The sequence below is a fragment of the Actinomycetospora sp. NBRC 106375 genome, assembly GCF_030269665.1.
Taxonomy (GTDB): domain Bacteria; phylum Actinomycetota; class Actinomycetes; order Mycobacteriales; family Pseudonocardiaceae; genus Actinomycetospora.
Genome location: NZ_BSTS01000008.1, coordinates 91,769 through 114,869 on the forward strand (window position 1 = coordinate 91,769; position 23,101 = coordinate 114,869).

24 protein-coding genes and 1 tRNA gene are annotated in these 23,101 nt (G+C 75.2%); 8 read left to right on the forward strand and 17 right to left on the reverse strand.

From position 1 onward, the window contains the following. Window positions 1-9 precede the first annotated feature (9 nt). Window positions 10-345, reverse strand: a complete 336-nt coding sequence (locus QSK03_RS14945; RefSeq protein WP_285653405.1) for a hypothetical protein — start codon at window positions 343-345, stop codon at window positions 10-12. Beyond that, window positions 342-1,253, reverse strand: a complete 912-nt coding sequence (gene mca / locus QSK03_RS14950) for a mycothiol conjugate amidase Mca (RefSeq protein ID WP_285653408.1) — start codon at window positions 1,251-1,253, stop codon at window positions 342-344. The genes QSK03_RS14945 and mca overlap by 4 nt, the downstream gene beginning before the upstream one ends. 447 nt (window positions 1,254-1,700) lie before the next feature. On the opposite strand from mca, the gene greA reads away from it, so the two are divergent. Further along, window positions 1,701-2,195, forward strand: a complete 495-nt coding sequence (gene greA, locus QSK03_RS14955) for a transcription elongation factor GreA (protein WP_285653411.1) — start codon at window positions 1,701-1,703, stop codon at window positions 2,193-2,195. Between the two features lies 1 nt (window position 2,196). On the opposite strand, the gene ilvA is transcribed toward greA, so the two are convergent. After that, window positions 2,197-3,396, reverse strand: coding sequence for a threonine ammonia-lyase (gene ilvA, locus QSK03_RS14960; RefSeq protein WP_285653414.1), 1,200 nt, complete (start codon window positions 3,394-3,396; stop codon window positions 2,197-2,199). 251 nt (window positions 3,397-3,647) lie between these two features. Here ilvA and QSK03_RS14965 point away from each other — a divergent pair, with 251 nt between their 5' ends. Then, the gene (locus QSK03_RS14965; RefSeq protein ID WP_285653417.1) at window positions 3,648-3,908 is read left to right on the forward strand and encodes a hypothetical protein; all 261 of its coding nucleotides are present in this window, start codon (window positions 3,648-3,650) and stop codon (window positions 3,906-3,908) included. Between the two features lie 27 nt (window positions 3,909-3,935). Then, on the forward strand, window positions 3,936-4,370 hold the full coding sequence (locus tag QSK03_RS14970) for a PPOX class F420-dependent oxidoreductase (RefSeq protein ID WP_285653419.1): 435 nt from the start codon (window positions 3,936-3,938) through the stop codon (window positions 4,368-4,370). A 72-nt stretch (window positions 4,371-4,442) separates the two neighbouring features. Here QSK03_RS14970 and QSK03_RS14975 read toward each other — a convergent pair whose 3' ends face one another. Then, window positions 4,443-5,606: a cystathionine gamma-synthase gene (locus QSK03_RS14975; protein ID WP_285653421.1), complete on the reverse strand. Its 1,164-nt coding sequence runs from the start codon at window positions 5,604-5,606 to the stop codon at window positions 4,443-4,445. A 7-nt stretch (window positions 5,607-5,613) separates the two neighbouring features. Continuing rightward, complete coding sequence (locus tag QSK03_RS14980) at window positions 5,614-7,017, reverse strand: cystathionine beta-synthase (RefSeq protein WP_285653423.1); 1,404 nt, start codon at window positions 7,015-7,017, stop codon at window positions 5,614-5,616. A 180-nt stretch (window positions 7,018-7,197) separates the two neighbouring features. On the opposite strand from QSK03_RS14980, the gene QSK03_RS14985 reads away from it, so the two are divergent. Both QSK03_RS14985 and QSK03_RS14990 read left to right on the forward strand, forming a co-directional pair. Then, window positions 7,198-8,442: an acetyl-CoA C-acetyltransferase gene (locus tag QSK03_RS14985; RefSeq protein ID WP_285653425.1), complete on the forward strand. Its 1,245-nt coding sequence runs from the start codon at window positions 7,198-7,200 to the stop codon at window positions 8,440-8,442. Window positions 8,443-8,904: 462 nt separating this feature from the next. Next, window positions 8,905-9,633: a hypothetical protein gene (locus tag QSK03_RS14990; RefSeq protein ID WP_285653428.1), complete on the forward strand. Its 729-nt coding sequence runs from the start codon at window positions 8,905-8,907 to the stop codon at window positions 9,631-9,633. A gap of 318 nt (window positions 9,634-9,951) precedes the next feature. Here the strand turns inward: QSK03_RS14990 and QSK03_RS14995 are convergent, their stop codons facing one another. Beyond that, window positions 9,952-10,770: a Bax inhibitor-1/YccA family protein gene (locus tag QSK03_RS14995; protein ID WP_285653431.1), complete on the reverse strand. Its 819-nt coding sequence runs from the start codon at window positions 10,768-10,770 to the stop codon at window positions 9,952-9,954. A gap of 313 nt (window positions 10,771-11,083) precedes the next feature. On the opposite strand from QSK03_RS14995, the gene QSK03_RS15000 reads away from it, so the two are divergent. Continuing rightward, window positions 11,084-11,317 (forward strand): antitoxin, encoded by a 234-nt coding sequence (locus QSK03_RS15000; protein ID WP_285653434.1) that lies wholly within the window; start codon window positions 11,084-11,086, stop codon window positions 11,315-11,317. A 96-nt stretch (window positions 11,318-11,413) separates the two neighbouring features. Here the strand turns inward: QSK03_RS15000 and QSK03_RS15005 are convergent, their stop codons facing one another. The 9 genes from QSK03_RS15005 to eno form a co-directional block, all read right to left on the reverse strand. After that, a complete protein-coding gene (locus QSK03_RS15005; RefSeq protein WP_285653437.1) occupies window positions 11,414-13,672 on the reverse strand; it encodes a SpoIIE family protein phosphatase in 2,259 nt (752 codons plus the stop codon). Between the two features lie 136 nt (window positions 13,673-13,808). Beyond that, on the reverse strand, window positions 13,809-14,723 hold the full coding sequence (locus tag QSK03_RS15010; RefSeq protein ID WP_285653439.1) for a PIG-L deacetylase family protein: 915 nt from the start codon (window positions 14,721-14,723) through the stop codon (window positions 13,809-13,811). Window positions 14,724-14,964: 241 nt separating this feature from the next. Continuing rightward, a tRNA-Leu gene (locus QSK03_RS15015) sits at window positions 14,965-15,038 on the reverse strand. Between the two features lie 33 nt (window positions 15,039-15,071). Continuing rightward, the gene (locus QSK03_RS15020; protein WP_285653442.1) at window positions 15,072-15,863 is read right to left on the reverse strand and encodes a uracil-DNA glycosylase; all 792 of its coding nucleotides are present in this window, start codon (window positions 15,861-15,863) and stop codon (window positions 15,072-15,074) included. Continuing rightward, on the reverse strand, window positions 15,847-16,494 hold the full coding sequence (locus QSK03_RS15025; RefSeq protein ID WP_285653445.1) for a hypothetical protein: 648 nt from the start codon (window positions 16,492-16,494) through the stop codon (window positions 15,847-15,849). Before QSK03_RS15025 ends, QSK03_RS15020 begins: the two co-directional genes overlap by 17 nt. Next, on the reverse strand, window positions 16,491-17,465 hold the full coding sequence (locus QSK03_RS15030) for a Ppx/GppA phosphatase family protein (protein ID WP_285653448.1): 975 nt from the start codon (window positions 17,463-17,465) through the stop codon (window positions 16,491-16,493). Before QSK03_RS15030 ends, QSK03_RS15025 begins: the two co-directional genes overlap by 4 nt. 453 nt (window positions 17,466-17,918) lie before the next feature. Then, the gene (locus QSK03_RS15035) at window positions 17,919-18,449 is read right to left on the reverse strand and encodes a DUF501 domain-containing protein (protein WP_285653451.1); all 531 of its coding nucleotides are present in this window, start codon (window positions 18,447-18,449) and stop codon (window positions 17,919-17,921) included. Then, window positions 18,446-19,156 carry an FtsB family cell division protein gene (locus QSK03_RS15040; RefSeq protein ID WP_285653456.1) on the reverse strand — a complete coding sequence of 237 codons (711 nt, stop codon included), beginning with the start codon at window positions 19,154-19,156 and terminating at the stop codon, window positions 18,446-18,448. The genes QSK03_RS15035 and QSK03_RS15040 overlap by 4 nt, the downstream gene beginning before the upstream one ends. Before the next feature lie 5 nt (window positions 19,157-19,161). Next, window positions 19,162-20,448: a phosphopyruvate hydratase gene (gene eno / locus QSK03_RS15045; protein WP_285653459.1), complete on the reverse strand. Its 1,287-nt coding sequence runs from the start codon at window positions 20,446-20,448 to the stop codon at window positions 19,162-19,164. 212 nt (window positions 20,449-20,660) lie between these two features. Here eno and QSK03_RS15050 point away from each other — a divergent pair, with 212 nt between their 5' ends. Next, window positions 20,661-21,083 (forward strand): tetratricopeptide repeat protein, encoded by a 423-nt coding sequence (locus tag QSK03_RS15050; protein WP_285653463.1) that lies wholly within the window; start codon window positions 20,661-20,663, stop codon window positions 21,081-21,083. Between the two features lie 394 nt (window positions 21,084-21,477). Here QSK03_RS15050 and QSK03_RS15055 read toward each other — a convergent pair whose 3' ends face one another. Then, a complete protein-coding gene (locus tag QSK03_RS15055) occupies window positions 21,478-21,747 on the reverse strand; it encodes a hypothetical protein (RefSeq protein WP_285653465.1) in 270 nt (89 codons plus the stop codon). Window positions 21,748-21,754: 7 nt separating this feature from the next. Between QSK03_RS15055 and QSK03_RS15060 the strand changes: the two genes are divergently transcribed. Then, window positions 21,755-22,120, forward strand: a complete 366-nt coding sequence (locus QSK03_RS15060; protein WP_285653468.1) for a hypothetical protein — start codon at window positions 21,755-21,757, stop codon at window positions 22,118-22,120. 19 nt (window positions 22,121-22,139) lie between these two features. Here QSK03_RS15060 and QSK03_RS15065 read toward each other — a convergent pair whose 3' ends face one another. Next, window positions 22,140-23,060: a lytic transglycosylase domain-containing protein gene (locus QSK03_RS15065; RefSeq protein WP_285653470.1), complete on the reverse strand. Its 921-nt coding sequence runs from the start codon at window positions 23,058-23,060 to the stop codon at window positions 22,140-22,142. Between the last annotated feature and the right edge of the window lie 41 nt (window positions 23,061-23,101).

Here is a 23,101-nt window from a genome sequence, read left to right on the forward strand (position 1 = left end):
CGGGCCGGGTCAGGGCGAGCCGGTGCCCGGCGGCCCCTCCGTGCGCTCACCGTCGGCCCGACCGCTGGTGGCGGACGGCGCTGCTCCGTCCGCGTCACCGGACCGGGCGCCGTCGCCCTCGTCCTCCTGCTCCGGCGGGTCGAACGACGCCGGCACCTTGCGCAGCTGCTTGTTCATCGACCGGATCAGCAGCGCCGTCGCGATGCCCAGCAGGATGATGACGACGAGCGCCATCGGCGAGGTCTTGCCGAACTCCTCGCCGCGCTCGGAGCCCGGGGCGCCGCCCGGTGGCGGCACGGGCGCCGACGCCGGGAGCAGCGCCCACCAGGTCGCGAGGCGTGTCATGCCTCGACACGCTCCCGCACGCCGGCGAAGAGGTCATCCCCCGGGCGCTCGTTGGTCTCCTCGGTGTCGACCAGGGAGCGGGCCAGCTCGTAGTCCTCCGTCGGCCACACGCGCTGCTGCATCGCCATCGGCATCTGGAACCAGCGCCCGTTCGGGTCGATCTGCGTCGCGTGCGCGCGCAGGGCGTCGTCGCGGACCGAGAAGTACTCCGCGCACTCGACGCGGGTGGTGACGCGCTTGCCCGGGTCGGGCCGCGAGTCGTCCCAGCGGTCGAGCCACTCGGCCCACGGCGACTCCATGCCGGCCTCGAGCAGCGCCTCGTGGAAGGCCTGGATGCGGGCCTTGGAGAAGCCGTGGCCGTAGTAGACCTTGAGCGGCTGCCACGGCTCGCCGGCCAGCGGGAAGCGGTCCGGGTCGCCCGCCGCGTCGAACGCCGCCATCGACACCTCGTGGGTGCGGATGTGGTCGGGATGGGGGTAGCCGCCGTTCTCGTCGTAGGTGACCAGCACGTGCGGGCGGAACTCGCGGATCACCCGCACCAACGCCTCGGTGGGCACCTCCAGCGGCTCGAGGGCGAAGCAGCCCTCGGGCAGCGGGGGCTTCGGGTCGCCCTCGGGCAGCCCGGAGTCGACGAACCCGAGCCAGCGGTGCTGCACGCCCAGGATCGCCGCGGCCTTCGCCATCTCGGCGCGGCGGGTGCCCGGCATGTCCGCGTGGACCTCGGGGGTGTCCATCGCCGGGTTGAGGATGCTGCCGGCCTCGCCGCCGGTGCACGTCACGACCATGACCTCGACGCCGTCGGCGACGTAGCGCGCGCACGTCGCCGCGCCCTTGCTCGACTCGTCGTCCGGGTGGGCGTGCACGGTCATCAGCCGCAGCGGCTGATCGGAGGAGGGGAGTGCGCTCATCGTCTGTCCGGAGCCGTCCTCGTGCGTCGTACTGGTGGCCACCGAGGTCCAACACCCCGGTCGCCCTCCATCATCCCGGGCACCCCCGACACCGCCCGGTGCGACCCGTCACCGGGCCCTGCCGGCGGCTCCGCACCGCCGTCGGCGTAGCGTCCGCCGGGCACGCCCCGGGTGCCCCGGATCGAGGTCGCCGACAGAGAAATCGCAGGTCGTCAAGGCCCTTCACGGCCGCCCCATCCTCGTCGCGGCACGCTCGAACGGGTTTCACACGGGCCTGGGCGTGTTACCGTAGGTCGACACGGCCCGCATGCCGCGGGCCGTGTTTTTCCGTCTGTGGCCCCCGGGCCGCGACGTCGGGCACACCGGCTCGACGTCATCAGGCCCGTCGAGGAGAGCAGGCCGCCGACCCGCGCAGCGCGGGCCCGGACCTTCGAGGAGTTGATCACCGTGACCGAGACGCAGACGCAGGTGACCTGGCTGACCCAGGACGCCCACGACCGGCTCAAGGCCGAGCTCGACGAGCTCGTCGCCCAGCGTCCCGTGATCGCCCAGAAGATCAACGCAGCCCGCGAGGAGGGCGACCTCAAGGAGAACGGCGGCTACCACGCGGCCCGCGAGGAGCAGGGCGTCATGGAGGCGCGCATCCGCCACCTCCAGGAGCTGCTGCACACCGCCAAGGTCGGCGAGACGCCCACCGAGAGCGGCACCGCCGTCCCGGGCACGGTGCTCACCGTGCGCTTCGAGGGCGACGACGACACCGAGACGTTCCTGCTCGGCTCGCGCGAGGAGGGCGCCCACGGCGACCTCGAGGTCTACTCGCCCAACTCCCCGCTGGGCTCGGCCCTGCTCGGCGCCAAGGCCGGCGACACCGTGAGCTACGACCTGCCCGACGGCGGGTCGATGGAGGTCACGCTCGTGTCGGCGGAGCCGTACTCCCCCTGAGTCACTCGGCGGCCACGTCGTAGCCCGCCCCGGCGAGGTCGGCGAGGATCGCCGCCCGGTGGTCGTGGCCCCGCGCCTCGAGCGTGAGGGCCACGTCCACGGTCCCGGGCGCCATGTCGGACGCCACCAGCCGGCGGTGCTCGACGTCCACGACGTTGCCGCCCGCCCGGCCCACCCGCCGCAGCACGTCGGCGAGGTAGCCGGGGCGGTCCGTGAGCCGCACGCGCAGCTTGGCGTAGCGGCCCGCGGCGACGAGGCCGCGGCGGACGAGGTCGACGAGCATGACCGGGTCGACGTTGCCGCCGGACAGGACCGCGACGACGGGCGCGGGCCACCGGCCCGGGTTCTCGGCCACGGCAGCGACCGCGGCCGCGCCCGCGGGCTCGACGAGCAGCTTCTCGCGCTCGAGGCAGCGCAGGACACCGCGCGCCAGCGCCTCCTCGGAAACGGTGACGACCTCGTCCACCAGCGCCGACACGTGGGCGAAGGTCACCGCGCCCGGCCGGGAGACGGCGATGCCGTCGGCGATGGTGGCCCCGCTGACCCCGAGCGGCTCCCCCGCGGCCAGGGACGGCGGCCAGGCGGCGAGGCCCGCGGCCTGGGCCCCCACCACCCGCACGCCGGCGGGCACGCACGCCGCGGCGATGCCGGAGAGCAGCCCGCCGCCCCCCGTGCACACCACCACGGTGGCGACGTCCGGCACCTGCTCGAGGATCTCCAGCCCCACCGTGCCCTGCCCGGCGACGACGTCGGGGTGGTCGAACGGGTGGATGAGCACCGCCCCGGTCTCCCGCGCGTACGCGTCGGCCGCGGTGAACGTCTCGTCGAGCGAGTCCACGAGCTCCACCTGCGCCCCGTACTCGCGCGTCGCCTCGATCTTCGGCAGCGGCGCGCCCGCGGGCATGAAGACGGTCGCCCGCGTGCCGAGCAGCTGCGCGGCCAGCGCGACCCCCTGGGCGTGGTTGCCGGCGCTCGCCGCGACGACGCCCGCGGCACGCTCGTCGGGCGCGAGGCGCTCGATGCGCCGGTAGGCGCCCCGAATCTTGAAGCTGCCGGTCCGCTGCAGGTTCTCGCATTTGAGCCGGACGGGGCCGGCGGCCTCCGCCTCGAGCACCCGTGACGGGACAACCGGCGTCTCGCGTGCCACCCCCGCGAGCGCGCGGCGGGCCTCCTCGACGTCGGCGCGGCTCACCAGCTCCACGTCGCGCATCCTGCCCCGGCCGCGGAGCGGGACCCGTCGACGGGGCGCGGTGACGGGCACGTGCCGCTCGGCGCACCGCACACCGCACGCCTGCCCTGTCGCCCCGGCGACCGTCCCGACCGGTCGTCGCCCGCGTCGCGACGCCGGTCGCCCGATCGTGCTGCTCCCGCACGACCGCCCCGCGCGTCGGTAGCCTCGTGGTATCGGCGTGAGGAAACGGCGCCGACCCGATGCGAGGGGGTGGGACTCCGGTGGGCACGACGGACACCCGGGACACCACGAGCCCCGACACGCGCCGGTCCTGGATCGCCCGCGTGCTCCCCCTCGTCCTCGCCGCGCTGCTCGCCGTCGCCGCGGTGGGCACGGTCGGCGCGGCCGGCTGCGACGAGCCGGGCACCTACGTGGACACGCCCGACGGCATCGCGCTGGTCGGCGGCTGCTTCTCGCCCGGCAAGATCGACCCGATGATGGGCGACCCCGCCGACGGCGACCCGGCCGCGCGCCGCGGGTAGCGGCCGGCGCGGGTCCACGGTGGAGGCGTGACCTCCCCCGCGTTCGACCCCGCCACCCTGCTCGCCGAGAGCCGCCTCGGGGTCCTCGCCACCCTCAAGGCGAGCGGCCTGCCCCAGCTCTCCCCCGTCATGCCGTTCTACGACCCCGCCGCCGGGACCCTGTCGGTGTCGATGACCGAGGGCCGCGCCAAGACCGCCAACCTGCGCCGCGACCCGCGCGCGGCGGTGGAGGTCACCGCCGCCGACGGCCGGGCGTGGGCCACCGCCGAGGGCCCGGTGACGCTCACCGGGCCGGGTACCGACCCGCAGGGCCCCGAGGTGCAGGTTCTCGTGGACTACTACCGCCACGCCGCCGGGGAGCACCGCGACTGGGACGACTACCGGGCGACGATGGTCGCCGACCGCCGCGTGCTCATGGTCATGACCGTGGAGCGGATCTACGGCGAGAGCATCCGTTCCTAGGCTCCGGCGTGTCGCGGCGCCGAGGCTGTGGCGATCCTGGCGCGAGACGCCAGGAAAGCCGCATCGCTCGAACTACCCCAGCGAGGCGAGCGCCTGCCGGAGGTCGTCGACGAGGTCGTCGGCGTCCTCGAGGCCGACGGAGAGGCGCACGAGGTCGGCGGGCACCTCGAGCAGCGAGCCGGCCGCCGACGCGTGGGTCATGGCGCCGGGGTGCTCGATGAGGGACTCGACCCCGCCGAGCGACTCCGCGAGCGTGAACACGCGGGTCGCGGCGCAGAGGTCGCGCGCGGCCTGCTCGCCGCCGGCGACGCGCACGGAGACCATGCCGCCGAACCGGCGCATCTGCTTGGCGGCCACCTCGTGGCCCGGGTGGTCGGCACGCCCCGGGTAGAGCACCGACGTGATCGCCGGGTGCGCGGCGAGGACGTCGGCGACGCGCTCGGCGTTGTCGCTGTGCCGCTCCATGCGCACGGCGAGGGTCTTGAGCCCGCGCTGGGTGAGGAAGCAGTCGAAGGGGCCGGGCACGGCGCCCATGCCGTTCTGCATCTTGCCGAGCGTCTCGTGCAGCTCGTCGTCGTCGGTGACCAGCGCGCCGCCGACGACGTCGGAGTGCCCGCCCAGGTACTTCGTCGTGGAGTGCACGACGGCGTGCGCGCCCAGGCCGATCGGGGTCTGGAGGTAGGGCGAGGCGAAGGTGTTGTCGACGACCAGCATCAGGTCGTGCTCGCGGGCCAGCGTCGCGAGCCCCGCGATGTCGGCGATACCGAGCAGCGGGTTGGTCGGCGTCTCGCACCACAGGACCTTGGTGTTCGGCCGGATCGCGGCGCGCACGGCGTCGAGGTCGGCGGTGTCGACCGCGGTGTACTCGACGCCCCAGTCGCAGTAGACCGTCGAGATCAGCCGGTAGGTGCCGCCGTAGGCGTCCATCGGGATGAGCACGTGGTCGCCCGGGCGCAGCACGCCGCGCAGCAGCGCGTCCTCGGCGGCCATGCCCGAGGCGAAGGCGCGAGCGTGCCGCGCGCCCTCCAGGGAGGCCAGCGTCGTCTCGAGCGCCGTGCGGGTGGGGTTGCCGGTGCGCGCGTACTCGTAGCCCGAGCGCAGGCCGCCGACGCCGTCCTGCGCGAACGTCGACGTCGCGTGGATCGGCACGACCACCGAGCCCGTGGTCGGGTCGGGCTCCTGCCCGTCGTGCAGGGCGCGGGTGGAGAAACCGTTCACCCCGTCCACCCTAGGCATGCCGGCATCACGCGGGTCCACCGACGTCGTACCGGCTGCCGGTGGCGAGGAACGCGAGGATGTCGGCGCGGGTGACGATGCCGGCGGGCCGGCCGTCCACGACCACGAGCGCCCCGTCGCCGCCCCGCAGCGCCTCGACGGCCTTCGAGATGGGCTCCGCGCTGCCGAGGCTCGGGAGCGGCTTCGACAGGTGCCGCTCGACGGGGTCGGTGAGCGAGGCCTGCGCGTTGAACACCTTGTCGAGCAGGTCGCGCACGGTCACCGCGCCGCGGACCTCGGCGGCCATCACCGGGGGCTCGGCGCGGACGATCGGCATCTGCGAGACCCCGAACTCGCGCATGATCGACACGGCGTCCGCCACGGTCTCGCTGGGGTGCCCGTGCACGAGGTCGGGGATCGACCCGTCCTTGCGGCGCAGCACGTCGCCGACGGTCCACTCGCCGGTGTCCATGGCGAGGAACCCGTAGGACGACATCCACTGGTCGTTGAACACCGTCGACAGGTAGCCGCGGCCGCCGTCGGGGAGCAGCACCACGATGACGTCGTCGGGCCCGGCGGTCGCGGCGACCTTCGCCGCCGCGCACACCGCCATGCCGCAGGACCCGCCGACCAGCAGCGCCTCCTCGCGGGCCAGGCGCCGGGTCATGTGGAACGAGTCGCCGTCGGGCACCGCGACGATCTCGTCGCAGATGTCCCGGTCGTAGGTGGCGGGCCAGAAGTCCTCGCCGACGCCCTCGACGAGGTAGGGACGCCCGTCGCCCCCGGAGTACACCGAGCCCACGGGGTCCGCCCCGACGACCCGGACGCGGCCGCCGGACACGTCCTTGAGGTGGTGACCGGTGCCGGAGATCGTGCCCCCCGTCCCGACGCCTGCGACGAAGTGGGTGATGCGCCCCTCGGTCTGCTCCCAGATCTCCGGGCCGGTCGTGGCGACGTGCGACGCCGGGTTCGCCGGGTTGGCGTACTGGTTGGGCTTCCAGCCGCCCTCGGTCTCGCGGGCCAGCCGGTCGGACACCGAGTAGTACGACTCCGGGCTCTCCGGCTCGACGGCCGCGGGGCAGACGACGACCTCGGCGCCGTAGGCCCGCAGCGCGTCCTGCTTGGCGACGCTGACCTTGTCCGGGCAGACGAAGATGCAGTGGTAGCCGCGCTGCTGGGCGATGATCGCGAGCCCGATGCCGGTATTGCCCGACGTGGGCTCGATGATCGTGCCGCCCGGCTTGAGCTCGCCGGACGCCTCCGCGGCGTCGATCATCTTCTCGGCGATGCGGTCCTTCACGCTGCCGCCCGGGTTGAAGTACTCGACCTTGGCGAGCACGAGCGGGGCGTCCGGCCCTGTCGGCACGACCCGGTTGAGACGGACCAGCGGTGTGTGCCCGATGAGGTCGGCGACGTGCTCGACGTAGCGCATGCCGCCCATCTTCCGGATTCCGGGAGTCGCACGCCGCTCGCCCCCACCGACGTGCGCGGTCTCACGCGATCAGGCGTGTCGTGGCTGCGTGTCGCGGCCGGGCGTGTCGTGCCGGCGGTGGCCCACCGCTGCCATCCAGAGTCTGTAGCGCCACACGCTCGCGGTCGTAGGGTCGGCGCCATGGTCGACCCTGCCCGCGAGGCCGTCATCGTTTCCGCCGTCCGCTCGCCCATCGGCCGCGCCAGGAAGGGCTCGCTGGCCGCGATGCGGCCCGACGACCTCACCGCCCAGGTGGTGCGGGCCGCGCTGGACGCCGTGCCGGCCCTCGACCCCGCCGAGGTCGAGGACCTCCTGCTCGGCTGCGGGCTGCCCGGCGGGGAGCAGGGCTTCAACCTCGCCCGGATCGTCGCCGTCGAGCTCGGCATGGACACGCTGCCGGGCGCGACGATCACGCGCTACTGCTCCTCGTCGCTGCAGACCGCCCGGATGGCCGCGCACGCGATCCGCGCCGGCGAGGGCGACGTCTTCCTCGCCGCCGGCGTCGAGACCGTCTCGCGGTTCGAGAAGGGCAACTCCGACTCGCTGCCCGACACCCACAACCCGTACTTCGCCGAGGCCGAGCAGCGCACGGCCGACGTCGCGGCGTCCGGCGCGTCGGAGTGGCACGACCCGCGCGCGGACGGCCTGGTGCCCGACGCCTACATCGCCATGGGGCAGACCGCGGAGAACGTCGCGCTGGCCGAGGGCGTCACGCGCGAGGAGATGGACCGCTTCGCGTACCGCTCGCAGCAGAACGCCGCCCGCGCCGAGGAGACCGGCTTCTGGGCCCGCGAGATCACCCCGGTGACGCTGCCCGACGGCTCGGTGATGGAGCGCGACGACAGCCCGCGCCCGAGCACGACCTACGAGGCGCTCGCCGACCTCAAGCCCGTGTTCCGCCCCGACGGGCGCATCACCGCGGGCAACGCCTGCCCGCTCAACGACGGCGCCGCGGCGCTCGTGGTGATGTCCGCCGAGCGGGCCGAGGCGCTCGGCATCACCCCGCTCGCGCGGATCGTGTCCACGGGCGTCAGCGCGCTGTCGCCGGAGATCATGGGCCTCGGGCCCATCGAGGCCTCCGCGCGTGCCCTGGCCCGGGCGGGCCTCTCGCTCGCCGACATCGACCTCGTGGAGATCAACGAGGCGTTCGCCGCCCAGGTCATCCCCTCGGCCCGCCGGCTCGGGATGAGCGACGACGAGATGGAGGCGAAGCTCAACGTGCACGGCGGCTCGATCGCCGTCGGCCACCCCTTCGGCATGACGGGCGCCCGCATCGCGACGACCCTGATCAACGGGCTGCGCACCCGCGACGCCACCCTCGGCCTCGAGACCATGTGCGTCGGCGGCGGGCAGGGCATGGCAATGGTGCTCGAGCGCCTGAACTGACCCGGGTACCGCGCCGTGGGCGGGTGGCAGCTCGGGTGGTGGGAGCGAGGGTCACCTTCGCTGCCTGGGACGCAGCGAGGGACGCCCTCGCTATCCGGGCGACGCCTCCGCGTGCGAGCGGGTGGAGGAGCGAGGGTCACCTTCGCTGCGTGGGACGCAGCGAGGGACGCCCTCGCTCCCACGCGGCGACCCCCACGGAACCGGGCGGACCGCGCCGTCGTCGAAACCCGCATGAGCCGTCGTCGCGCGATCGACTGGGTCGCCGTCCACCAAGCAGCACTCCACGATCAGATCCGTCACGCCGATCTCGTCGGCATGGGCGTCCTGTCGAGCACCATCACGCGGCGGGTGCAGGCGGGAACCTGGGACCGGAGCGCGTACGGAGTCATCTCGCTGACCGGTCCTCCGAAGACGGCCGATCAGCGATCTGCCGCAGCCCTCCTGTACGGAGGTGACGGAGCGGTGCTGTCCGGGAGCGCGGCTGCGCGCCTGCACGGCCTCGAGCGGGTCCCGGACGATCGAGGGGCCCTCCTGGTGCTCGTCGACCACGGACATCACCGGGTGTCACGCGCTCCGATCACTGTCGAGCGCACCCACCGTCTCCCCGAGCCCGTCGTCGTCAACGGCCTCCGGATCGCCCCGGTGGCCCGGGCCGTCATCGACGCGGCCCGCCGATTCCGTGACCTCGACCAGATTCGGGCGCTGCTGGCGGAAGCCGTTCAACGCGGCTTGGTGTCGGTCCGCGCCCTGCGCCGCGAGCTGGAGGATGGTTCCCGGCGCGGCACGGCCAAGGTCCGCACGGTGCTCGTCGAGCTCGAGGACGGCGTCCGGTCGGCGCCGGAGGCATGGGCGCGATCGATCGCCGCGACGATCCCCGAGTTCAGTTCGATCGTCTGGAACCCGCGCCTCGTCCTCGACGACGGGACCTGGCTGGCCGACCCCGACGGCTGGCTCGACGAGGTCGGGCTCGCCTGGGAGATCCACTCCTTCAAGCACCACGGGGCTCCCGAGGCGTTCGACGCGACCTTGCACCGCGAGGCCCGGATGACCGGACACGCGGTCCACGTCGTGGCGCACACACCTCGACAGCTCCGCGACGACCGTGCGCAGGTCCGCGCCGATCTCCTCGCCGCCTACGCCGTGGCCAGCGCGCGCCCGCGACCGGCCGTCACAGCGCGGAGCCCCTGGTGACCGAGGCATGCCCGGGGAGCGAAGGAGTCCCTGGATGCCTCGCACGCAGCCAGGGCGTCCCTCGCTCCACCCGGTCGCCGCGGGGCCCGAGGAGCGAAGGCGTCCCTAGATGCGTCGCACGCAGCCAGGGCGTCCCTCGCTCCACACCGCCGCCGCACCTCGCCACCGCACCTCGCCACCGCACCTCGCCACCGCACCCCGCGCCGCCCGCCCCGGCTGCACCCGGCCCCGCTGCGCCGCCCGCCCCGGGGGCCGCCGACCCCGGACACACGACGGCCCCTCCCGGAACCTGCCGGGAGGGGCCGTCGTCCGCGGTGCCTACTGTCTGAAGTAGCTCAGCAGCTGCAGGATCTCGATGTAGAGCCAGACCAGCGTGGTCATGAAGCCGAAGGCGAGGTACCACGCGAAGCGCGCGGGGACGCCGGCCTTGACCGCCTGGTCGGCCTGGTCGAAGTCGAGCAGCAGCATGAAGGCGCCGATGCCGATGCAGACCAGGCTGAAGATGATCGCGAGCGGGCCGCCGGAGCGCAGGCCCAGGCCGCCGTCGACGAAGAAGCCGATCAGCAGGTTCGCGATCATGAGCACGAGCACGCCGATGGCGGCGCCGATGACCATCTTGGTCAGGCGCGGCGTCACGCGGATCGCGCCGGTCTTGTAGACGACCAGCATGCCGATGAAGACGCCGAGCACGCCGAGGATGGCCTGGAAGCCGATGCCCGCGTACTGGCTGCTCGAGGCCTCGAGCACGCCGGTCAACGACCCCAGCGCGACGCCCTCGGCCAGCGAGTAGCCCAGCACCAGGAACTTGTTGGTGCTCTGCTTGAAGATGATGACCAGGGCGAGCACCAGCCCGACGACGAGGCCGCCGAGGATGCCGATGCCGCCGAGGCCGACCACGGCGCTGCCGATGCCGACCGCGATGGCCAGGACGGCGTTGAGCGCGGTCTTCTGGACCACGTCGTCGACGGTGAGCGGACGGTCCTCGGCCGCCGCCGTCGGCATGGGGCTGCCGCCCCCGCCGAACATGCCGCCCGCGCCGGCCATGCCCGCCGGGGCCTGGCCTGCCGGGCCGAACCGCGCGTACCCACCCGGTGAGGTGGGCAGGTTGCGGAACGCCGGGTTGCTGCTGGTGCGCACCTCTCGTCCTCCTCCTACGCGGAGCCGGCACCGATGGCGGGATGTCATCGTGCGGGTCGGCCGCGGACTGTCGTCCACCCGGTCCAACGACCGGACCGGCGGTTCGGTTCCCGCCCGGGTAAAAGGAACTTTACCGGATGGTGGGGAACTCCGTGGGGACGGAGCGTGTCCAGTTCGCCCCGTGGAGGACCTCCGTGGGGAAGTCTATCCGCCCGTTCGGAGGCACTGGGCCGGGTCGGTGGTGTCATCCCGCGACGACGGGGCATGCTGCTCGGGCACACCCCACGACCCACGCGAGGAGGGGGACTCGAGCATGGTGGACTTCGGCAAGATGGTGGACAAGGCCAAGGACTGGGCCGGCGAGAACCCGGAGAAGGCCGACGGCTTCGTCGACAAGGGCGCCGACTTCGTCAACAGCAAGTTCGAGGGCCACGAGGACCAGATCGGCCAGGGCGCCGACAAGGCCAAGGACTTCCTGCACGGCGACCAGCAGGCGGAGGGTCAGGCCCCGCCGCCGCCCCCGCCCGGCGAGGAGCCCCGGCCCTAGACGCCGGCCCCACGAACCACGGCCCGGTCCGTCACCGCTGACGGGCCGGGCCGTCGTGTGTCGACAGCAAGGAGTCCGGAGCCGGGACCCGAGCCGTCAGCCGGGCGCCTGGTGGTCCAGGCGGATCGCGAGCAGGACGGCGTCGTCGCGCAGGCTGTCGACACCGAGGACGCCGAGCAGCCGGTCGCACAGCTCCTCGACGGGCATGTCGAGCGGCTGCGCGGCGAGGGTGTCGACGATGAGCTGGGTGCGCTCGTCGGGGTCCATCCCCGGGGCCTCGATGAGCCCGTCGGTGTGCAGCACCAGCAGGTCGCCGGGCCCGCACCGCACGCTGGTCTCCTGGCGGGTGATCGCCCGCGTCGCGCCGATGAGGGGCGAGAGGTTGCCGGTGAGCAGCTCCACGGCGCCGTCGGCGCGGCGCAGCAGGGGCGGCGGGTGCCCGGCGTTGGAGTAGCGCAGGGTCCAGCCGGTGTCGTCCGGGGCGTCGCCGCGCTCGAGACGGGCGTAGACGGCCGTCGCCATCGCGGCCATGTCCAGCCCCTGCACGACGTCGTCGCAGCGGTCGACGACGTCGGCGGGGCCGAGGCCCTCCCAGGCGTAGGAGCGCAGCACCCCGCGCAGCTCGCCCATCGCGGCGGCCGCGCGCAGGTCGTGGCCGACGACGTCGCCGACGGCGAGCCCGACGGCGCCGTCGGGCAGCGTGAGCATGTCGTACCAGTCGCCGCCGACCTGGGCGCCGTCGGTGGCGGCGAGGTAGCGCGACGCGATGGTCATGCCCGCCATCGTCGGCACGGCGGGCAGGAGGCTGCGCTGCAGCGTCTCGGCCGCGCCGTGCTCGCGCGCGTAGAGGCGGGCGTTGTCGACCGCGAGGCCGGCCCGGGCGGCGAGATCGGCGGCGAGGTAGAGGTCCCGCTGGGAGTAGCGCCGTCCGTAGGGCAGTTCGGTGCCCAGCGTCAGCGCGCCGAGCACCTGGCCGCGGGCGCGCAGCGGCACGACGATGGCCGAGCGCGGCCGCAGTGCCTCGTAACGGCGCAGGAGATCGGGGTTCTCGGCGATGCCCGCGGGCCGCACGGGGAGCTCGGGCAGCAGGGAGGGCGCCCCGGTGGTGAGGGCCTGGCCGATGGGGTCACGGCCGTCCTCGGTCGGGCTGACCCACCGCCCCAGCTCGCGGACCTCGGACGACTTGGACTCGTCGCGGTGGTTGACCGCCGCACGGCGCACCGAGGTGTTGTCGTCGACCTCGTCCAGCAGGTCGACACAGCAGAAGTCCGCCATCGCGGGGACGACGATGCGGGCGAGCGCGTCGGCGACGCCGGTGGTGTCGAGGCTCGCCGACATCGCCGAGGTCGACTCGGTCAGCAAGCGCAGCTGCTCGCGGGTCTCCTCGGCGGCGGCGAGCGCGGCGCGCCGCTCGTTCTCGACCATCACCCGCTCGGTGACGTCGGCCTGGACGCCGACGAAGTTGACGACCCGCCCCTGGCCGTCGACGACCGGGGTGATCGACACCTGGTTCCAGAAGGCGGTGCCGTCGCGGCGGTAGTTGAGCAGCACCTCGGTGATGGGCCGCTCCTCGGCCAGCGCCGTGCGGATGCGCGAGATCGAGGCGGGGTCGGTGTTCGGGCCCTGCAGAAAGCGGCAGTTGCGTCCCAGCACCTCGTCGAGCTCGTAGCCGGTGAGCGCGGTGAACGCCGGGTTGACCCAGACCAGGGGGTTCTGGTCGCGCGCCGGGTCGGAGATCGTGAACGAGAGCTCGGTGGCGACGACGGCACGGTCGCGCACCATCTCCAGGTGCCGCTGGGCGCCGGCGCCCGAGAGCTGCAGGAACACGACGAGGGCGAGCCGCCGCTCGTCGGAGTTGACCGCCTCGGACAGCGGGAAGCCGGTGACCCAGAGCAGCCGGCCCTCGGCCTCCTCGCGCTCCTCCTCGGACGCCTCGGAGCCTTTGCGGGCCGCGTCGGCGACGGCGACGGGCTCGCCGGAGACCGGGATGCCCTGGGCGACGCGCGACAGGGGTGACGCCGTGTCGCGCATGGGCCGCCCCGACAGGTCGGTCAGGCCGGCCGCCTCGCTCCAGGCGTCGATCTCGACGGGCAGCGTGGCCCGGCCCCCGGTGAGCCCCGCGGCCGAGTCGTTGGCGTAGGTGACGAGCCCCTCGCCGAGGTCGATGAGCGCGACGGCCGCGGGGGCGGTGTGCAGGACCTGCGGGAGGTCGGTCCGGCTCCCGCCGGCGTCCACCACGGAGTCACGGACGCGCTGGGCCTCGGCGACGTAGTCGGCGCCGTTGGTGGTCTCGGTGCCGAGACCGGGGACCTCCGTCGCCACCTCGCCGTGATCGCCGTTCGTCCTGCCCGTCACCCCACGGAGCCTATCGGCCCCACCCCGGCCACGACGTGGGTGTGACCCCCACGAGGTCGACCGGGTGACGCCGGGCCCGGCCGAGTGCACCACACGGTGTCCACACCACGAACGAGGAGGACACGGGACGAGCGGCTCACACCAGGAAGACCTCACGGGGACCCGGCGCCGAGCCGTCCGGCAGCTCCCGGTCGCGTCCGGGACGGCCGCCGAACGCCGCGCTGGCGGCGAGCTTGCGGGCCTGCACGGTCTCGGAGAGCGCGAGCTGGCGGGCGCGCCGCCACGGCACCTCGTCGGACTCCGGGCCGGCCCAGCTCCACGCCTGGTCCAGCCACCGCACGAGACGGACGCGGTAGGCGGCGCAGACCGTCTCGGCGGCGCGCCCGGCGGCCTCGTGGTCGTCGTCGCCGTCGCCCGACCAGGGCGCGAGCACGCAGAGCCCGTGCGGGTCCTCGACGAAGCCGACGATCTCGCTGAGCGCGCCCAGCACGTCGGCCTCGCACCCCGCGAGCCCGCCGTCGGGGAGCCCGAGACGGTGCCGGCGGACCTCGGCCACCCCGAGCGCCTCGTAGGCGGCGGTGAGCTCGGCCTCCTCGACGTCGACGCCGGACACGCCGGACACGTCGGCGGCGTCGTCGTCGTCCGGGCCGACCGCCCGGTCGAGACGTGCCAGCACCGAGGCGAGCGTGTCGGGGTCCGTGAGGTCGTCGGGGCGCACGACCAGGTCGGTGAGCGCCGGCTCCGGCCCGCGGGGGACGGCGAGCCCCTCCGGCGGGGTGCAGGTGCGGCCGGGGCCGTCGGTGAGCGCGAGGACGTCCACCGAGGCGTGGCGCGCCGCGAGGCGGCGCAGCAGCCCGCCGGCCGCGCGGATCTCGTCGCGCGGGTGCGGCGCGACGACCACCAGCCGCCGGCAGGCCCGCAGCGTCAACGGCCGCAGTCCCTCGAGCTCCCGCCACGGCGGTCGGGCCCCTGAGGGCTCCCCGGAGAAGCCTCCGGACGACTCTCGGGCGGGCACCGGGATGCGACCCGTCAGGTCCCCGGGATCAGCCACGTCGCTCACCTCCCGACGGGGAGTGTGACTGATCTTCTGGCCCGTTCGGAGCAGCTTTCGGGCGCGAACGTCGAGCGGTCCGATCGGGGCGCCCGAGCGGTCACCCTTCGCTGCCGTCCCGGCCGACCGGACCGCTCTTCGCACGATGGCTGCGACGGGCGGGTGACGCGGAGTCGACGCAGCGGCGTGCCGGAGGTGACGGAGGGGCCAACGGGGTGACGAGCGGGTGACGAGCGGCGCGTGCCCCCGGTGGGGTTCGAACCCACACTGCGGCGATTTTAAGTCGCCTGCCTCTGCCGATTGGGCTACAGGGGCGGACCTCGTGGTCGTGACCGGCGCGGCCGCAGCCTAGTCGGAGTGCCGGACCGGAGGGGCCGGGTCCAGCCCCGCCGCCCGGGCCGCGTCGGCGAGGACCGCCTCGAGCATCGCCGGGGTGAGGCGTCCGGTGAAGGTGTTCTGCTGGCTGACGTGGTAGCAGCCGAAGAGCTCGAGCGGCGCCGCCGCCGCGGCGTCCGCGGGCTCCAGCGTCACGTGCACCGCGTGCCCGAAGGCCGGCCGCGGCCGCGGGACCACCCAACCGGGGTGCCCACCGGCGGGGTCGGCCGTGGCGAGGACGGGCAGCAGCGCCTGCCAGCCGAACCCGCCGAGCACGACCACCGCGCGCAGCGTGCCGCGCAGCAGCGCGAGCTCGCGGGCGAGCCAGGGCCGGCAGCGGTCGCGCTCGGCGGGTGTCGGCTTGTTCTCCGGCGGGGCGCAGCGCACGGGCGCGGTGATGCGGGTGCCGGCGAGCTCCAGGCCGTCGTCGGCCGCGACGGCCGTCGGCTGCGACGCGAGCCCGACCGCGTGCAGGGCGGCGTAGAGCACGTCGCCGCTGCGGTCGCCGGTGAACATGCGCCCCGTGCGGTTGGCGCCGTGGGCGGCCGGGGCCAGGCCGACGATCAGCAGGCGCGCGTCGGTGGCGCCGAAGCCCGGGACCGGGCGGCCCCAGTAGGTCTCGTCGCGGAACGCGGCGCGCCGGGTGGCCGCGACCTCCTCCCGCCACGCCACCAGCCGGGGACAGGCCCGGCACTCCGACACCGCGGCGTCGAGGGCGGGGAGGTCGGGGACGAGGGCGGGGTCCGTGTCAGCCCCGCCAGGCACCCCACGCCTCCCGCGCGGCGAGCACGGCCACGACGGCCGAGACGGCCGGCGCGGCGACCGACGGCCCCGGCGGGCCGCCGAACAGGTGGGTGAGGTCGACCGCGACGGCCGCGAGCAGCACCGCGTCGAGCGCGACGACGAGGGTCGCGGGGGCGGCCCCGCGGGCTCGCGGGTCGCGGTCGACGCCCTCGGCGCGCGCGAGCCGGGCGTCGGCGGCGACCAGCAGCGGCAGCGCCACGGCGCCGAGGAGCCCGAGGACCGCGCCGACCAGCGTCTCGCCCGGCAGCGGCCGCGCCAGCGCGTCGGTGATCGCGTCGACCGTGCTGTAGACCGCGAGCACGACGAACGACATCGTCATCGCCCGCACGGCCCGGCGCTCGCGGCGGGCGGGGTCGCCCGCGAACTGCCAGCGCACGGGCAGCGCCGCCCCGAGCGAGACCGCGAGGTGGGCGGCGAGCGCGGCGACGCCGGGCAGGCTCGGCCCGTTGCCGGCCCACCAGGCGGTGACCGCGATCGCGACCGAGTGCAGCACGGTGACCGCGACGAGCGCGCGGACCCGGCGCGCGAGCACCAGCGCGGCGAGCGGCAGGACGCCGGCCCCGGCCGCGGTGGTGGTGCGCGCCGTCGTCACCACCGCGCCGCCAGGTCGCGGGCGATGCCGTCGAGGATGTCGTGCTCGGAGACCACCAGCTCGGTGACGTCGGTGCGCTCGGCGAGCTCGTCGGCGAGGACGCGCATCACCAGCGAGCCGCCCCCGATGACGTCGACACGGCCGGGGTGCATGGGGCCGAGCGCGGCCCGCTGCTCGCGCGGCATCGACTCGAGCCGGTGCGCGGTGGCGCGGACGTCGTCGAGACCCAGGCGCGAGAGGTGGATGCGCTCGGCGTCGTAGGTGCGCAGGTCCAGCGCGATGGCCGCGAGCGTGGTGGCGGTGCCGGCGACCGCGACCCACGTCTGGACGTCGCCGACGGCCACGTCGGCGAACGCCGGCGCGAGCGTGGCGCGGGTGAACTCCTCGGCCTCGGCGGTCTCCTCCGCGGTCGGCGGGTCGTCGTGCAGGAACTTCTCGGTCAGGCGCACGCAGCCCACGTCGGTCGACCGGGCGCCGATGACCTCCGCACGCACCGCGTCCCACGTCCCGGTCACCAGCTCGGTCGACCCGCCGCCGACGTCGGCGACGACGAACGGTCCCTCGTCGGGGTCGAGGTCGGCGACGGCGCCCGCGAAGGACAGCCGCGCCTCCTCGTCGCCCGTGATGACCTCGGCGTCGACGCCGACGACCTCGCGGACCGCGCCGAAGAACTCCTCGCGGTTCGCCGCGTCGCGCGTGGCCGAGGTCGCGCACACCCGCACGGTGTCGGGGCCGACGGCCACACCGTGGCGGCGCAGCATCTCGGCGTAGGCGCCCAGGGCCTCGCGGGTGCGCGCGAGGGACTCGGGCGCGAGCCGCCCGGTCGCGTCGACCCCCTGGCCCAGGCGGTTGATCCGCATCTCGCGGTGCACGTCGCGCAGCCAGGCCGACCCGTCCTCACGCACGGTCACGTCGGCCACCAGCAGGCGGATCGAGTTGGTCCCGCAGTCGACGGCCGCGACCCGTGGCATGGACGCCCCCTCACACCAGCTGGCTCCCCCGGACGACGGGGCTCGCCCTCGCACGCTACTGACGTCGTGATCCGCACGCCCGGAGCGGGTTCACCCCGGGGACGGCGACCGGCCCGGCGTCGGGCGGCCCCGGCGGGTGGGGCCGCCCGACGGCCGGTCGCGGGCGGGCCCGGCGTGCGCCCGCGGCCTCGGGGACCGCGGGGCACGGCGGCGGGTGGCCGCCCTCGTGCAGCGGGCCGTCCGCACCACTGCACTCTGCCGATCGGGGGAACCGGCTGGGACCCATCCTGCGGTGCCGCCGGACGCCGATCAAACCGGGAGCGGGGTCGTGACCGGGGCGTGGCACAGCTCCACCGGTCCGTGGCGCGCGGGCCACGGTGCGTGCGGGCGGCGGCACGGTGCCCGGTGGTCACGTCCCCCGGTGGGGCACCGCGGGATCAGCAGGTCGAGCCGTCAGCCCGTCGAGCCACCCGGGACCTCGACGCACGGGCCCGCGTGCCACCACGGCCCGCGCCACCGCTGCTCGAGGCGCTCGAGGGTCTCGTCGCCGGCGGGGTTCACGCCCGGGCCCCGGGCCAGGGTGTGCGCCACGTGCACGTGGAGGCACTTCACGCGCTCGGGCATCCCGCCGGCGCTCGTCTCGGTCCCGAGGGGCGCGATGGCGTCGCGCTCCGCGAGGTAGTCGGCGTGGGCCCGCGCGTAACCGGCGGCGAAGTCCGGGTCGGCGTCGAGCCGCTCGGTCTGCTCGCGCATCAGCCCGTCGGCCTCGAGCGTCCCGACCCGCGAGGTCAGGCGCGGGCACGTCGCGTAGTAGAGGGTCGGGAACGGCGTGCCGTCCTCGAGGCGCGGCGCGGTCTCGACGACGTCGGGCAGCCCGCACGGGCAGCGGTGCGCGACCCGGCGCAGCCCCCGGGGCCGGCGCCCGAGCTGCGCGGCGACCGCCGCGACGTCGTCGGGATCCGGCCGGGGGTCCGGACCGGTCACGGCGCCGTCCCGAGGGTCGTCCGCGCCACGCGGGAGTACCAGGGCAGCTCGGCCTCGGCGGGCGGGAGGCCCGCGCCCGCCTCGCCGTCGCGGGCGTCGCGGGGCGCGGTGGCGTCGCCGGGCAGCTCCACCCGGTAGGGCACCTCGCCCGGCCGGGCGTACCCGAGGCGCTCGCGGGCCAGCGCCTCGATGTGCGCGGGGTCGCGCAGGGCCGCGCGGTCGTCGGTGAGGCGGCGGACGTCACCGCCCAACCGCTGCTGCTCGGCGGCGACGGCGGCCAGCTCGTGGCGCTGGGTCACGTAGTTGCGCAGCGGCACGGCGACGGTCAGCGCGAGCGCACAGACGACGACGGCGAGCACGGCGGCCCGCCGCGCGGTGGACAGCCCCAGCGCCCCGCCGGTGGCCTGGGCGGCCCGGCGGGCGCGCGCGGCCGCGGCGGCCGGGCCCGACGGCACGATCGGGCCGCGGCGGCGCACGACGCGCTGCGGGTCGCGGCGCGGGCCCTGGCGGGCGCGGGTGCGGCCGCGCGGGGACGGCGCGGAACCCTTGCTGCTCGTGCCGCTCTTCGAGCCCTTCGACCCGCCGGCGGTGCTCCCCCGGCGACCGCGACCCCGCGACGTGCCCGACGACCCGGACCGCCCGGCCGACCCGCTGCCGGTCGGACGGTCGGCGGGACCGTCGGCGGGGGTGCGGTCTCCGGCGGGCACGCTGCTCAGGCGTCCGGGTCGAAGCGCGGGAAGGCCAGGTCGCCGGCGTAGCGGGCGGCGTCGCCGAGGGCCTCCTCGATGCGCAGCAGCTGGTTGTACTTCGCGACCCGCTCGGAGCGGGCCGTCGCGCCGGTCTTGATCTGTCCGCAGTTGGTGGCGACGGCGAGGTCCGCGATCGTCGTGTCCTCGGTCTCGCCGGAGCGGTGGCTCATCATGCAGCGGTAGCCGTACTGCTGGGCGAGGCTGACCGCGTCGAGGGTCTCCGAGAGCGTGCCGATCTGGTTGACCTTCACCAGCAGGGCGTTCGCCGCGCGGCGCTCGATGCCCTCCTCGAGGCGCTCGATGTTGGTGACGAACAGGTCGTCGCCGACGATCTGGATGCGGTCGCCGATGTCCCCGGTGAGCTTGGTCCAGCCCTCCCAGTCGTCCTCCGAGAGCGGGTCCTCGATGCTGACCAGCGGGTAGGCGTCGAGCAGCTCGCCGTAGTACGAGCTCATCTGCGCGGCGCTGCGGGTCTCGCCCTCGAAGGTGTACACGCCGCTGGAGAAGAACTCGCTGGCGGCCACGTCCAGGGCCAGCACCACGTCGCGGCCGGGGCTGTACCCGGCCTCGCGGATGGCGGCGACGATGAGCTCGAGCGCCTCGCGGTTGTTCGGCAGCGACGGCGCGAACCCGCCCTCGTCGCCGAGGCCCGTCGACAGACCGTGGGACTTGAGCACCTTCTTCAGCGACTGGTAGACCTCCGCGCCCCAGCGCAGGGCCTCGCGGAAGGACTCCGCGCCGATCGGCGCGATCATGAACTCCTGGATGTCGACGCCCGAGTCGGCATGGGCGCCGCCGTTGAGGATGTTCATCATCGGCACCGGCAGCACGTGGGCGTTCGGGCCGCCGACGTAGCGGAACAGGTCGAGCTCCGCGGACTCCGCGGCCGCGCGCGCCACCGCGAGCGAGACGCCGAGCAGCGCGTTGGCACCCAGGCGCGACTTGTCGGGGGTGCCGTCGAGGTCGATGAGCTTCTGGTCGACGACGCGCTGCTCGGCGGCGTCGATGCCGACCAGGCCCGGCCCGATCTCGTCGAGGACGCCGGCGACGGCACGCTCGACCCCCTTGCCGAGGTAGCGGGAGTCGTCGCCGTCGCGCAGCTCCACGGCCTCGTGCTCGCCCGTCGACGCCCCGGAGGGCACCGCGGCGCGGGTCAGCGTGCCGTCGTCGAGCGCCACCTCGACCTCGACCGTGGGTGTGCCCCGCGAGTCGAGGATCTCCCGTGCGCCGACCTGCTCGATGACCGCCACGGACCATGCCTCCGAACCCTGTGATGAAACGCTGTGTCGCGAGACCGCGCCCCGGGGCACGGCACGTCGCCAGCATCGTAGACGCCGGTCATGCGCCGACCGCCGCGCCACGCACGGGAGACGGAGCGCGGCGGAGCTCGACCACCGGGGGCCGCCGGGCGAGCGGGCGAGAGCCCTCGCGCCGTTCCGTGACTCGGCCTACGGTGGCAACGATGTCCGCCGCACAGCCCGATCCCGACCAGGACAGAGCGGTCTCCGCGGTGGACGAGTTCCGCCGCGCCGAGGAACTCCTGGAGCGGCGCCGCCCTCTCGACGCGCTCAAGGCCCTCGCGCCGCTGCTCGAGACCGAGCACGCCGCGGCCTCGGTGCACCTGCTCGCCGCCCGCGCCTACCTCGCGTCCGCGCAGTTCCAGCGGGCCGAGGCGGGGTTCCTGCGCGTCATCGAGCTCGACCCGGCCGACCACTACGCCCGCTTCGCCCTCGGGCGCACCCTCCAGCGCCAGAGCCGCCTCGCCGAGGCCCGGACCCAGCTGCGCATGGCGGCCGCGATGGACCCGCGCCCGGAGTACCAGGAGGCGCTGGGCGAGGTCAGCGCCTCGATCGCCGTGCGCGGCATCGGCCACCCCCCGGCCTGACCGGCCCCCGCGCCGCCCTGCGCCGTCCGGGGGATCCACCGAATTCTCGGGGTGCCACCCGGTCGCCGGGTGCCGCGCGGCGGGCGCAGTCTCCGACACGAGACTGCCCGCGAGCCGCCCGGATCCTCCCGGCCGCCGCCGCGGGAGCAACGGGGGGCTGCAGGGTGACCACAGCAGGGCCGCACGACGACCACGCCGGCACACGGCGCACCGCCCCGCACGAGGCCGGCCCGCCGATCCCCGCCCCCCGCGCGGCACCGTGGGTCGAGAATGCGCCCGGCACGAGCGGCGGGACGGGCTGGCCCGATCCCCCGACCCACCCGTTCCGGTCGCCGTCCCCACCGCCGTACCCCCCGCCGTACCCATCGCCGTACCCATCGCCGCAGGCGCCGCCCTACTCGGCGCCCCCTCCGCCGCCGTATCCCCCGCCCCCCGCGTCCGTGCCGCCGGCGGCGCCGCCGCCGGGACGCCGTCCCGGGCGCCGGAGGCTCGCGGCGCCGTTGCTGGCGCTGGCGATCGTGGCCGCGGTCGTCGTCGGCGGCGTCGCGCTGGCGAACACCGGCCGGACGAGCACGGCCGCACCGCTGCCGGCCCCGGTGCCCACGGCCGCCCCGACGACCACCGCGCCGCCCCTCCCGGGGCCGAGCGGTCCTCGCCCCGCCACGGGTGACGTGATCGTCGATCAGGGGTCGTCGGGGCGCGGCTCGCTCACCGCCGAGAACGGCGGCGCCCAGGACGCGTACGTCACGGTCGTCGACGGGCAGCGGGTCATCCGTGGCGTGTACGTCCGCGCCGGAGGTACCGCCACGGTCGACGACGTCCCCGACGGCACCTACGCGCTGTACTTCGCCACCGGCTCCGGCTGGAACGCCGACATCCGGGGCTTCACGGCGGACCGGCGGGCGAGCCGGTTCGACCAGACGTTGACGTTCACGACGACCCGGCAGCAGTACACGACCTGGACCGTCTCGCTCACCCCCGTGCCCGGGGGCAACGCGCAGAGCAGCGACGTGCCGCCCGACTCGCTGCCCCGGTGAGGGCCCGGGTGAAGGACGGTCAGCCCTGGCTGGCCTGCGCGTACGACTGCGCGGCGGCGTACACGCGGCGGCCGTAGTCGTCGGAGTTGTTGTACGACAGCACCGCCGAGCGCCAGCCCGGGCCGGTGGCGAGGTCGCGGCCGCCGGCGCAGAGGTAGCGGCCCGTGGCGAGGGCGGCGTCGTCGATGTTGTTGGGGTCGGCCACGCCGTCGCCGTTGCCGTCGGAGCGCCACTTCGCCCAGGTCGACGGGATGAACTGTAGGGGGCCGACGGCGCGGTCGAGGGTGGCGTCGCCGTCGAGGACTCCGCGGTCGGTGTCGGCGATGGTCCGGTTGCCGCTGGTGCCGTCGAGCGGGACGCCGATGATCGCCGGCGTGATCTTGCCGTCCGCGGCGATCGACGCGCCGCGGTAGCGCCCGTGGTTGGACTCGATGCGCGCGAGGCCCGCGATGGTGACCCAGGAGAGGTTGCAGTCGGGCTGCTCGCGCTTGACGGCGAGGTCGGCGACGCCGTAGGCCTGCAGCGCCCTGGCGGGCACGTCGACCCGGCTCGCGATGCCGTCCGCCCAGCTCCCGAGCGAGGTCTGGTCGCCCCCGCCCGAGGACTCCGGCGCGCCACCGGGCAGGCCCAGCGACGGCGGGGCGAGCGCGTCGGGCTGCGCGACGGTGCCCAGCTGGACGGGGGCGGGCTCGACCTCGAGCGCCGGGATCTCCTCGGCGCCCGCGTCCTGCCGCCCGAACTCACCCTGCCGGCTCACCAGCACGACCGTCCCCACGACGGCCACGAGCAGCACGACCACCAGCCCCAGACGCCCGACGAGCGCCCACCGGCGCCGCGGCGGCGGGGTGGTCCCGCCGTCGGTCCCGCTGCGCACCGTCGACCGGCGCGGTCCCGCCACACGGTCACGGGAGCCCGGCGTGGGATCGGTGGGAGCGCTCATCGTGCGGCAGATTACGCATGCCGATCCCGCCTCCGAGGTGC